The sequence below is a fragment of the Streptomyces sp. Tu6071 genome (assembly GCF_000213055.1).
GTDB lineage: Bacteria > Actinomycetota > Actinomycetes > Streptomycetales > Streptomycetaceae > Streptomyces > Streptomyces evansiae.
In genome coordinates this window covers 5,172,341-5,184,457 of sequence record NZ_CM001165.1, presented here as the reverse complement: position 1 = coordinate 5,184,457, position 12,117 = coordinate 5,172,341, and the positions used below count along the sequence as shown (strand labels likewise).

At 66.6% G+C, this 12,117-nt stretch carries 5 protein-coding genes and 3 pseudogenes; 3 read left to right on the top strand and 5 right to left on the bottom strand.

From position 1 onward, the window contains the following. Window positions 1-877: 877 nt before the first annotated feature. Together STTU_RS21770 and STTU_RS21765 are read right to left on the bottom strand one after the other, a co-directional pair. Window positions 878-1,325, bottom strand: a pseudogene (locus STTU_RS21770) (NUDIX hydrolase). Window positions 1,326-1,327: 2 nt separating this feature from the next. Next, window positions 1,328-2,072, bottom strand: a pseudogene (locus tag STTU_RS21765) (XRE family transcriptional regulator). A 246-nt stretch (window positions 2,073-2,318) separates the two neighbouring features. On the opposite strand from STTU_RS21765, the gene STTU_RS21760 reads away from it, so the two are divergent. Continuing rightward, entirely contained in the window at window positions 2,319-2,570 is a 252-nt protein-coding gene (locus tag STTU_RS21760) for a hypothetical protein (protein WP_043257627.1), read from the top strand. After that, window positions 2,558-2,803 (top strand): hypothetical protein, encoded by a 246-nt coding sequence (locus STTU_RS21755; protein ID WP_043255944.1) that lies wholly within the window; start codon window positions 2,558-2,560, stop codon window positions 2,801-2,803. Before STTU_RS21760 ends, STTU_RS21755 begins: the two co-directional genes overlap by 13 nt. Window positions 2,804-3,361: 558 nt before the next feature. On the opposite strand, the gene STTU_RS21750 is transcribed toward STTU_RS21755, so the two are convergent. Next, complete coding sequence (locus tag STTU_RS21750) at window positions 3,362-3,844, bottom strand: GntR family transcriptional regulator (protein WP_052862397.1); 483 nt, start codon at window positions 3,842-3,844, stop codon at window positions 3,362-3,364. Between STTU_RS21750 and STTU_RS21745 the strand changes: the two are divergent. Continuing rightward, window positions 3,823-4,650: pseudogene (locus STTU_RS21745) on the top strand (tyrosine-type recombinase/integrase); the annotation flags it as partial. The gene STTU_RS21750 and the pseudogene STTU_RS21745 sit on opposite strands and share 22 nt — an antisense overlap. A 115-nt stretch (window positions 4,651-4,765) precedes the next feature. Here STTU_RS21745 and STTU_RS34715 read toward each other — a convergent pair. Both STTU_RS34715 and STTU_RS21740 read right to left on the bottom strand, forming a co-directional pair. Next, window positions 4,766-5,128: a hypothetical protein gene (locus tag STTU_RS34715; protein ID WP_007826846.1), complete on the bottom strand. Its 363-nt coding sequence runs from the start codon at window positions 5,126-5,128 to the stop codon at window positions 4,766-4,768. Between the two features lie 86 nt (window positions 5,129-5,214). Then, window positions 5,215-12,072 (bottom strand): polymorphic toxin-type HINT domain-containing protein, encoded by a 6,858-nt coding sequence (locus STTU_RS21740; protein WP_007826840.1) that lies wholly within the window; start codon window positions 12,070-12,072, stop codon window positions 5,215-5,217. Window positions 12,073-12,117 lie beyond the last annotated feature (45 nt).

The window sequence follows — 12,117 nt, the reverse complement described above, 5'->3', positions numbered from 1 at the left end:
GCGCTGATCTCGCATTCATCGACAATAGGTTCCGCATGGGATTGCAATCTCCGTCTAGACGCAACTGCATTTCCCATTTTTTGCGACATTCGCGACATTCGCGAGCCAGCCTGAGCACGCTTTCCAGGAACTCCTTCACAGCAGGATCTTCGACCTGTAAGAATTCGATCTCGATTTCTGAGATGAACTAATCCATCTCGCTCGAGCTCAAGATCAGAGTCCCGCAGGGATCCACTCGACCAAGCATGGGGAGCACACTCGATCCGCAGAGGCGAGCGAATTTGTCGTGAAGATCGAGAACAGCGTCCACCTGACTCGTGCGCCGCCGCCTCGGACCGCCCCCTCGTTGCTCTACGCGCACAAGGGCCACATCTACGCCCACAACACCTCCTTGAGTGAGAGCCTGATGTCACAACCACGCATCACTCGGGCTCCTCTGACGGGAAGGCTGTAATTAGTTTTCGATCACGAACCACAACCCGAATATAGTACTGATCATCTCCAGCCCCGTTCCGTCCGATCGGATTCGGGAACTCGTAGTAGTACCCCCAGTCGGCGGTCTGGCCATCGAGTGCGCGATTGATCATTTTCTGGATCTTCGCTTTGCTCGTCGTCGAGAACTTGCTCTTGTTGGGGAACTCGCCGCCACGAACAACATGCCGATCCCATATGGTCCCAGAGACGCTTCGAAATTGGCACAGGGCAGCTGGAGTTGTGAACGAGTACCGGCGTGGCCCCCGCCAGCATGTAGTACGTGTGCTACGCGAAGCCTTCGACCTGCTTTTTCGCAGGTCAAGTGCGGTTTGCTGGTCCGGTGAGGTGCGTGGGCGTCCGTGGTTGTGCGGGGTTGTTGCCGTCGCTACTGCCGTCAGACGGTTCAGCCCAGGTACGGCTTCTCGCGCTGTTCCCGGAAGTGCTGGAGCCTGAGTCGTTGGGTGTGGTGCATCGGCAACTGCTCGATCTCTTCCGGCGGTACATACCGGAGTTCGGTGGACTCGTCGGAGATCTCCAGTTGGCCGCTGGTAATGCGGGCGGTGAAGCAGACGTTGAACTGGCGGCGGACCTCGCCGTCGGTGTAGGCGATGATGTGTTTCGAGTCGGTGTAGGTGCCGACCAGGCCTGTGATCTCGACATCAAGGCCGGTCTCCTCTTTGACCTCGCGGACGGCTGCGCCTGGCAGGGTCGGGCAGGGCCCATAGGTCGTTGTCGCGGCTGCGCTGGAGGAGGATGCGCCCGTGGTCGTCGGTGACGACGGCGGAAGCGGCGACGACCATGCTGTTCGGCTTGGGCGCGTTCGGGTCGTCGTAGTACTCGGTGCGGGCCACGGTCAGCCTTCCTCTCGTACGGGGGTTGCGGTCGTCCATACGGCGTCGAAGCTGTCGGCGTAGGTGTCGAACATGCCGCCTGTCTCGTGACGGCGAAGGTGCCCTACGGCGGCGGCGTAGGCGTTGACGCAACAGATGTATGCGTTGACGAGTTGCTGGTCGTCGGCCCGGTAGGGGGAGTTGTAGAGCGTGGTGCCGTGGGTGCGGACTTCGATGCCGGGGGTGTCGGCGAGCGGCTTGTAGTGCATGAGTGCGAGGCGGCAGCGGGATTCGATGCCGTGGCCGAACCGCTTCTCCTGGCCGCGGGCTTGGACGTTGTCGCTGTCGGGTCCCCGATCGCGATGCGGGCGGTGCAGCCTTCGGCGGCGCGTTCGGTGAGGAGTTCGTTCAGCTGCGGGTACGCCTCGTGGAGGGAGACTGCCGCATAGACGAGGATGTCGATCCGTTTCCGGGCTTGGGCCATCAGGTCGGTGAACGTCGAGACGGGGATGTCGGCCCGCTGTTCGTAGAGCGCGACCAGTTCGGGGCTGATGGCGCGGACGGGGCGGGCCTGGCGGAGCGCCGGTCAGAGTGCGTGCACGTCTTCTCCCAGGGCCTTGGCCTCCTAGAGGGCTGTGCCACGGCGTGGGATACGCCCGAGGTTCATCCACCGCTCGACCGACCCTTGGGGTCGACCTCGACCTCCTAGGCAAGAGTCGCGTACGTCCAGCCTTCGGCCATGACGGCTCGTAGTCTCTGGTTCGGCACGAGTCTCCCCCTTCGTCTCAGGACGGCACCAGGGACGTTCTACAGGGTGCGGGACGTCCCGGAGTGGGGTTTGGTGGAGGTTCCTTCGTCCCGGTGACCGGCGTGAGGATCGGTGCCGACCCTGCGGCACCAACAGGCCCAGGGGCACGCATCCACGCCGCCGAGGAGCGTCACCGTGCGAAAGAGCGCCACCCCATGTGTTCCCGCCCTGCGACTGGACGCCCGGTCGCGCGCCGCCTCGCCGGGGTGGTCACGATGACGGCCTCCATCCATGATGGCGACGGGCAGACCGTCTCGCTCGATGTCGGCGCCCTGGTGGTCGACCGGCGGAGCGGCAAGTTGGGTGTGGGGATGGGGCATGTGGGGCCGTACGTGCAGCTTCGGCCGCCGTGCGGTGGCCGGGAGTGGGACGTGCCGCCAGAGGACGTACGTACGCTGACTCCGACGGAGGAGTTGAGCGCGAAGGTGGCCGTGGCCGACCGGAGGTGGGGACGGTGACCCCGCGCTCGGTCCTGCGCTGCGAGACCTGGACGCTCCAGCCCGACCGCGAGCCGGACGCGGAGCCGGTCCATTACGCGATGCAGTGCGCCGTGGACGGAGCGACCTCGCCGACAAGCGAGGACTTCGCCGAACCGCAGGACTGGGTACTCCGGCACTGCGGCCAGAACCCGTCCCACCACACCTACCGGGAGATCATCACCCGCCCCTGGCGGACCTGGCGCCAGACGTGACCCGCCTCGCTCGCCCAGGCGCCGCACTGCGCTGACCCACCCGACTCCCGTCCCTGCCGGGCGCAGCCGATCGAGGCTCCCCCGCACTCGTCAGCCCCGGCAGGGAGGGGCCTCACGTACGTGCCGTGCCCATGGCTGTGGGGTTCTGGCCTCTGCCACAGAAAGTCAGCCACGACGACGGGCTCGCCGACCGACCACCCGCCACGTGTGTCTCGCTCAACCCCGCACCGGCATCAGCCCCGTTATCTCCATCGTCACGGCCCCCAGCCAGGAAGCAAGCGAGGGCGTCCGAGACGGCGCGAGCCCGCCGGGCGGCCTCTCAGGTGCCCGGCCAGCCTGCTGCTGAGGGGTCGGACCGGGGCTTCCGATTGGTGGTCCGGCTACGCTCCCGGGCTCTGCGCGCCGACTGGTCGGCGGCCGTCGCCAGCGGGGCGGCAGACAGGAGCGGGCGGCGGTCGCCGACCGCCGGCGCGCGGCGGCCCGCGTCAGCGGGACGCCCTTGATCAAGTAAAGAAACTCTGAACAGCTCACCCACGGGCCGAGCTGTCAGCCTGTCCGTCAGGGGCCCTGCTGGCGGCGCTTCTTCGCGTCGGCGAGTCTCTCTTCGAGTTCCTTGCGGGCGGCTGCGGGACCGTCGTGGAGTGGTGGCGCGAGTTGGCCACGGCGGGCCAGTTCGCGGGTGATCTTCCGACCCTTCTCGACCGCTGCTTGGTAGGCCGTGCGGGTCTGGTTGAGCTCGTCATGGATTTGGTCGGCAAGCGCTTCGAGCTCGGCGTCGGCGAGATGTGCGAATTCGCCGGCAGCCCTGTGGGCCTGGCGTTCGACCTCCTCGCGCTGGAGGTGCTGGACGACCTTGGAGCTGTAGTTCTTGCCGGGTGTCGGGGCGGTGCGGACGAAGACACCGCGCCCCTTGACGGCGTAGATCAGCCCCTCGCTCTTGAGGAGGCGAAGGGCGTTCTGCGCGGTGGAGTTGGCGATGGTGAACCGCTCTTGCAGCTCACGCGCGGAGGACAGCTTGGTGCTGCTCCAAGCAGCTCTCACCCCTGACCCTGGCCTACGTGCACTCCGTCCTCAAGTCCGCCCTGGAGCACGCGGTACGTGAGGAGGAGATCCCACGCAACGTCGCTCGCAATGTCCGCACCGGCACACCCCGCCCCCGCCGCTTCGAACCCCTCACCGCCGACGAAGCGCGCACGTTCCTGGCCGCCACCAGTGGGCACCGGTTGCAGCCGCTGTTCGAACTCGCCCTGCGCACCGGACTCCGCAAAGGCGAACTCCTCGGCCTGCGCTGGGAAGACCTCGACCTGGCCGGCGGAACCGCCAGCATCCGACGCACCCTCCAGCGCACCAACTCCGGCGGCCTGACCGCCCTCCCGACCAAGACACAGAGTTCCGAACGGCGCATCGCCCTGCCGACACCATGCCTGCGCTCCCTCGAACAGCACCGCGACCGACAACGCCAGGAACGCAAAGCGGCAGGCAAGGACTGGCAGGACAGCGGCTACGTCTTCACCCGACCCAACGGTGCCCCGATTGAAGGGGCCACCCTCACCCGGCGCTTCACCGCTCTGCTCCACCGGGCGAGGCTTCACCGGATCCGCTTCCACGACCTCCGCCACTCGACCGCGACCCTCCTCCTGGAACAGGGCGTCGAACTCGTCGTCATCAAGGAACTGTTGGGACACGCCCACATCGGCGTCACCGCCACCGTGTACGCCCACGTCCGGCTCCGCCTCCAGCGCGACGCCATCGACCTCCTCAGCCACGCCCTCCGTGGCCCCGCCGGGGCCGTCAACCGGCTCGATGAAGGCGGCGAACCGCCCCTCAGCGCCGCACCCGTCCGCTGACGTTGCCGTCAACTACTGCCGCCAGATACCCCAGAGGCCCCACCGGAAGAAATCTCCGGTGGGGCCTCTGCACTATTTCCAAAGGGTCGCCTCGGAAGTTCTCAGCCGCACAGAATTATTCCGAATCCGCCGGATCAGAATCCGTCACTGAGGGTCGGACCCCAAGGCATGAAATTACCTTCTCGAAGCTCGCCGTCAGGAAGATCTGGAAGTAGTACCCGCCCGTCGGGCGATCATCGACATATCCGATGAGGAGTTCCGTATCTGCCCACGCTTTGAGATCGGCAACTGCCTCAGCTACACCGATTGAAGGTTGCCCGGTTCGATTCATGGTCCGCATCCGACGGGAATAGATGGACGCGATCTCCCGCGTCGATGTCGGCTCGATCCATACTTCAAAATCGGCACCGCCAGTCAATGCGGACCTACAAAGGCGGAAGATCTCCCTATCACCTACGAGGAGTTCGGCGAGTTCCATCCGCTCCAAGTCACTTACCTCCAGGTCATAGCCTGCTGGGGCCAAGTTGTCGTGCTCGACCCCAGCAGGCTGTCTCATGCAGGACCCTACCCCCCTGGCAGAGTCCACGGCCCTCTGCTGATGCTGATCTCCGCGCCTCCTACCGGGCCTCGGAGCGCGTGCTCCATCTCCTCGTACGATTCCAAGTCCGTGCCGTGAATCTGAGTGTCGATTCCCTTCGGAACACTGGATCTTGGAATCCTCAGAACGATTCCACCCGGACCAAGCTCCTCTGCGGCATCAAGGGCCACGCCTTCATAGTCGTGGGTCCACGAGGTGAACTCGCTTTCGGTATTGCCTCCTGCATGGCGCCCAGGGTCGGAATGGCCACCTCTGGGCACCGCATGTCCCTGAAGGGCATCGTCATACGCGGGATGCCCCTTGGGAATTCCGCGATAGAGATAGTCGCCCGCTTCATTGCAGTTGTGCACCAAGACCGGGGTAGTTCCAGCGAGTACATAGTACGTGTGGACGTCATCGATGGTCAGGTCGTGAGTCCGCTGCCGCTTGGTGTAGTGGCTGACGTTAGTGATCTGGACGTGGGTACCGGAGCTGGTGCGGAGCCACTGGCCGGGGTGGAGGTCGCCGGCCTTGACCCACTTCTTCAGGTTGGGGACCCAGAAGGGGTGGGTGTCGGTCGCGATGATTCCGGAATGCCCCTTGCCGGTGGCGATGGTGAGGTCCGTGAAGTCCTTGTCGTCCTCCGTGGTGATGGTGGAGACGATCTTCTTCTTCACGGTCTCGCCGGTTTCAGGGTCGGTGGCGAGAACCTCTTCTCCCAGCTTGAGTTTCTCGATCGCCTTATGCGTGCCGTCCGCCAGTAGAACGCCAGTGCCGGGGAGGAAGCTGTGGCAGGCCTTTCCCACGCCCCCGCCTGCTCCCTTGACCTTCGCCGTCCGCGTCAGCATGCGCGAGATCTGGCCGAGAGCTCCTCCGGCCGCACCGCTCGCCCCGCCCAGGACGCCGCCCGCGAGTTCGTCCTTGAGAACTCCTGTCGTGCTGTGATCGGCGTTTTCGTCCGTTGCGTTGCCGACGAATCCCCCAGCCATGCCGCCGAGTGCACCGCAGCCGGCAGCTCCCAGGAGACCTACTCCGCCCGTAACAATCCCGAGGGCGAATCCGCAACCAACATCGACCCCCACTGTGACAAGCGTCGCTTTGTTGTCGTCGACCCAGTTCCAGGTAGCGACGGCAGCCTTCTTCGCCGTCTTCGCAACCCACTTGCCGGCGCTCTCGGCCTTGCCCACGGCTGCCTTGGTGACGTTAGCAACGCCGCCCCAGAAGCCTCCGCCGCCAGACGACTTCGTCGCTTGTGGGGGCGATGCCTTCTTCGGGGCGGGTCCCATCGCCGGGCCGTGTGCGTAGTCCGGCGTGTAGTGCGAGGCGTCGCGGGGTTGGCTGTGCCCAGTGCCGTCGTCGAGCCACTGCCCGCTCGCGTCCGCATACGTGACCGGGCTGTTGTTGCTGTAGGCGTAGCCGTTGATTTGTTGAGGGTCGGTGAGGTCCATGATCGGGTCGACGCTGATGAAGCGGCCCGTCTGGGGGTCGTACTCGCGGGCTCCGAGGTGCTGGAGCCCGGTGCTCTCGGTGTCGTCGGTGCCGCCGACGAAGCCCTTGGTCCCCGGCCAGTTGTCGGGTGTGGTGCCGCGTGGCTGGCCGAAGGGGGTGGTACGACGCTGCTGGATGGCCAGGGTGTCGGCATCGACGGCGAGCTGACCGGTGCCCTGGTGGTCGGGGATGGTGTAGCGGTACTTGCCGTTGTCCGCCAGGACGGCGGTGATGCCGCTGCCGAGATCGGTGTAGCGGGTGGCCTCGGCCTTGGTCGCGCCCTTCTTCAGCGTGACTTCGGTGCCGCCGAGGTAGAGCGTGGTCTCGGTCGGGGTGCGGGCGATGAGACGGTTGCCGTCCGCGTCGTAGAGGTACGACGTCTTGTCGCCGTTGTCCTCCGTGACGGAGGCGAGGTGGCCTTCCGCGTCCCAGCTCAGGGTCTGGCCGGGGCGTTTGTCGGTGTTGCCGAGTTCGTCGTAGTGGTACTCGTCGAGCCGCTGGCCCGTCGGGCCGGTCGTCATCGCCTGGCTGAGGGCGTGGGGGTGCGCGCCGCCGGCCGCGGGATAGGTGTACGTGGTCTTGGTGTTGTTCTTGCCGGTCAGGTCGTGCTGGATCTGTGTGGTCCGGTTGCCGGTCACGTCGTACGTGAAGGTCTGCCAGTACGGGGCGGGGCCACCGAGGGCCGCGGTCACCGGACTGCCGGAGCAGGTCGTCGTGCCCTGCGCCCACGCCTCGGTGATGCGGCCGAGATAGTCGTAGATGTAGCACTGGTTGTCGGTACCGGTACGCGAGGTGTCCGCGACTGAGGTGATGTTGCCGGCCTCGTCGTAGTGATAGGCCGCATCGCGGTCGATGCCGGGCTGGTCCTGCCGGGAGACGACCTGCTCGGACAGGCGCTGCGTGCCCCACTCGTAGCTGTTCTTGACCTGCGTGGTCTTGGAACTGCCTTCCGGGGCCACAGTGATGACGTCAGGCTTGCCGTCGTTGGTGTACGTGGTGAGTCCGGCGATCTGGCCGTCCGCGCTCACCCGGGTCGGCCACAGGGTGTCGTCGTCGTAGCTGTAGGAAACGCTGCCGCCCGTGAGACCCCCGGCCGCGCTCGTGCTCGCACCGGAGACGAGGCCGGAACGCAGGTACGTCGTCGAGGAGTTGTACGTCTTGCCGAGCGCGCCCTCGGTCGAGGGGATCGTGACGGACGACTTCATGGCCCGGCCCAGGTCGTCGTAGTAGCTGACCTGGGACTTGTACGCCTGCCCATTGTCGTAACGGGTGCTGGAGGCGGGCAGCGCCTTGCCACCGATTGCGGAGTCGTATGTCCATTCGGCCCGGAGTGTGCCGCTGGTGCTGCCCTCACGAAGCTGGGTCTTGCGGCCCATGCCGTCGTAGACGCTGTAGAGGCTCACCCCCTTGGCGTCGGTCGTGTGGTCGACCTGGTCCCGGTCGTCGTACGCGGTGACCGTCTTCCCCTTGTCGGGGTCGGTCGTCTCGACCTGCCGACCCATCTGGTCGTAGGTGTACGTCCACTTGTTGCCGGCCGGGTCCGCCGCCGTCGCGAGCTGTCCCCGTGCGTCGTAGGTGTAGCGCGTCACGTCGGCGGCGGCGTCGGTGTCGTGCGAGTGCAACTGCCGCAGCTCGGTCGTGCGTCCCCGCGCGTCCGTCACCGTGGTGGTGGCCGTGGCGCCCTGGGGCGGGATCACGGTGGTGCGGTCCCCGCCGTAGATCGTCTTCGTGGTGTTGAGGACGGCACCTCCGTCGCCGTTACCCGCGATCTGCTGTGCCTGCGTGGCCCGGCCGAGGCCGTCGTAGACGGTACGCGTCTGGGACTGCACACTCAGCGCGTCGTCCGGCAGGAACAGACTCGTCGAGGGCCCACCAGTGGTGTAGTACGGAGCGAACGTCTTCTCCACCAGGCCGCGGGCGTCGTAGAACGTGTCCGCGACGAGCGTGCCGCCCTTCGGGCCGGGCGTCTGCGTCTGCCGTGCGCGCAGCATGCCGTCGTAGAGCGTGTAGCTGTAGCGGGTCTGTGCGTCGTTGTTCCCGATCGTGCGGGTGCCGACCGCCGAGGGCGCCCCCTCCTTGATGAAGTACGTGTACTCGTAGCTCGGCAGGTCGGTGGTCTGCCGGTCGGCCAGCCACACCTTGCTCGCCCGGCCCAGCGCGTCGTAGGACGTGACCGTGTCGTTCCCGTTCGCGTCCGTCGCCTTCACCGGGAGGCCGCGAAGGGTTTCCAGCGTCTGGCTCGTGGTCAGGCTCGACGTAGCTGTTCCCGCCTTGGCCGGCGGCGTGGTCGTCTTCACCTGCGTCGGGAAGCCGGTCGCGGGGGTGTAAGCGGTCGTCGTCGTCCGCCCGTCGGTCCGCGTCGAACGGGCCGGCGCCGCGTCACCGTCCACGGTGACGTTCGCGGACAGGTCCGTCGTGGTGAGCGTCCGGCCGTAGCCGTCGTAGGTCGTTTCGCCCTCGAGATAGGTCGCCTTCGTCCCGGCGTACGACTTCAGCGCCGCCGCCCGGGTCGCGTCACCCTTCGTCGGCGCGGCCCCGTAGGCGCCGCCGTCATAGGCGGTGCGTACGTCCGAGACCACGTCCTTCGCGCGGTCGACGGACGCCCCGCACGCCTTCGACAGGGTCTCCACCCGGGACGGGAGGCTGAGGATGTTGTCGGTCTTGTTGTCGGCGTACGTCGTCAGCGTGCAAGCGTCGTCGTCGGCCGTACCGGTGTCACCGAGGTCGTTGACCTTGATGGCGCGCCCGGCGACGGTGTCATAGATGGTCTCGGTCTTCGTCGTGCGCCACTTTGCACCCGCACCGTCGTCCAGAGACGTCCAGCTCATGCTCTGTGCCGCGCCGCTGAAGTTCGAGGTGACGGCCCCCCAGTCGCGCACCTTCTTCGCCGTCTCGTACTGCCACGGCAGGCTGACCGTCTTGGCAAGGATCTTCCCGCCGGGCTGGTCGTACGTCACCGTCTTGTAGGTGTAACCCGCGTACGGCGCGAGGTCGGTGATCGGGTCGCCCTCGCCACTGCCGAGCGAGACGCTGACGCTCTTGGTGCCGCCGGTGGTGTCCTTGCGGTCACCGTCCATGCCCCGCAGGAAGTACGTGTCCTGCTGGGACTTCATGCCGTCGCTGCCACCGGTGAGGACGCGGGTCTGGCCGTAGCCCCGCCACTGGTCCCAGGTGCGGTACTTCTTCCGGGTCAGCCCGTCGGAGTCGTTGTAGTGCCAGGCCGCGGGCCCCATGTACTCGTAGCGCGTGATCATGTCCGCCGCGCCACCGGTGCGGTCGGAGGCGGTCACCTGGGTGGTGACGTACTTGTTGAACCACTGCACCTCGGTGGTCGTCGCGTCCGGGTCCTGGTTCAGGTAGACCGGGTAACAGCGCGTGGTGTTCGACTCCGGCTTCGGCAGCGCCGAAGCATCGCAGGCCGGCTCGGAGTAGGCGACGTCCACCTGGCTCCCGGTCTCTCCGTCGATCGTGGAGAGGCGGGACTTGATGAAGGGCGCGTAGCCGTCGCCCGTCTTGTCGAGCCGGTTGGCCAGCTGCGTGTACGCGAAGGTGGTCTTCGGCAGGGTGATGGCAGGGCTCGCGGCCTGGCCGGTGTGCTGGATGCTGTCGAGCAGGAGCTGGTAGTCGGTGTCGGCCATGCCCCACTTGTGGTTCAGCGCCCAGCTGTCCACCTTGCCGTACGTGCCATCGGCCTTGAGGACCTGGGTGGTGATGCCGGTCAGCCGTTTACGGGTCCAGAACGACGGGGACAGCCGGCCCTCGTCGCACTTGCTGCCCGCGTCGCAGTTGAGGTCCCACGGGGTGTCGTACCAGTACGTGGACTTGTCCTTGATCGTGGACGCCTCGCAGGTCACACCGGACTCGGGCAGGCAGCGCTCCGCATTCGAGAGGACGACCTGCGCGAGGGGCTTGGCGCCGTAGATCTTGTCGGACTTCAGCCCGTAGTCGATCCGGTCGAGGTAACCGCCCCGCGTGTACGTGGTGTCGTCCTCGGCCTTGAGGTTGCGGCCGTAGCTGTTGCTCTCCTTCGTGTAGTGGTACGTCATCGCGTTGCCGTGCGTGTCGACGACGTAGTCGAGGTTCCAGCGCCAGCCCTGCTCGCAGTACGAGGAGGCGAAGTCGTCCTTGTGGCAGGGCTCGCCGGTGTTGTTGCCGAAGACCGGCACGGTCCACACGGAATTCGTGGCCTCGTTGCCCGAGGCGTAACCGGGGAGACGGTTGTAGCCGTAGTAGTAGCGCGTGCCGTCCGGGGTCGTCACCCGCCAGTACTCGCCGTCCGCGTCGCCGTTCCCGCGCGCCGTGTCCCGCAGGCGGTCGATACGGGTGCCGTCGTCCTGCTGGAGCTTGAAGGAGTCCGTACCCGTCGGGACGAGTTCGCCGCCCTTGCCGTTGAACGACAGGAAGGCGTTGTCGTAGTCCCAGCAGAGGTCTCCGGGACGATTGCCGTCCGCGTTCTTCTTCTCGCCGTCGTCAGCGCAGGGCTTGTAGCGACGCTCGATCGAACCGGTGGTGAGGTCGAAGCCGTCACCGACCCAGGAGCTCTGGTTGTTGGTGTTCGAGGTCCGGCCGTCGATCGAGCCGGAGGAGTAGCCCAGGTTCAGGCTCGGCGCCAGGCCGCCCGGCACGTCGGGCGTGGTGAAGTCGTAGGACCAGCTGAAGTCACCGGAGTTGAGGTTGGTGTTCCACGAGGCGGCGTCCGAGAGCGAGGTCGCCTTGTAGTCGCCCTTCTCGCCCTTGTCGTCGGCCTCCGCCGCCAGCACGGTCGGTGCCGCCGCCGAGAGTGCCACCGCTGAGGCGGTCAGGGACTTTGTCGTGGTGTCGTTCCGCGTCTCGACGGGCGTCGCCCTGCGGCAGGCGTCCTTCTCCGGGCTGGTCAGGACACAGGCCGGGTACGAGACGAGGTGAAGACGGGAGGCGTAGGAGCCGCCGTAGGCGCCGGCGAAGGAGGAGTAGTCCACGCCGACGGAGACCGCCCCGGCCTTGTCCGTCGACTCAGTCTGCGCCTGCTGCGGGACCAGAGTGAAGAGCAGTCCCTTGACCCCGGCCTTCTCGGTACGGGCCTGGCTGACGACCTCCGTCTCCACCGCGCCCTCGGCCGCGGTGGTCGTCGTGTCGGCCTTGGCCGCCTTACGCGTCGCCGTCTTGGCCGTGGCGACGGGTGCGAGGCTGATGGGACTCGTCCCCGCCCGCTTCAGATGCTTGGTTCCGGTTCCACCGGTCGCGTCCACCTTCACCGTGTGCCGCCCGGCCTTCGGCCATGTGTGCCGGGGTGCCTTCGGGTGCGCGGGGATCTTGTCCTTGGCACGGGGTTCGGCCGCGCTTCCGCGCTCGCCCTTGACGGGGTGGTCGGTGGACACCTGCTGGGGAACGGAGTCTGCGGCCGCCTGTACCGGGGAGGCGGC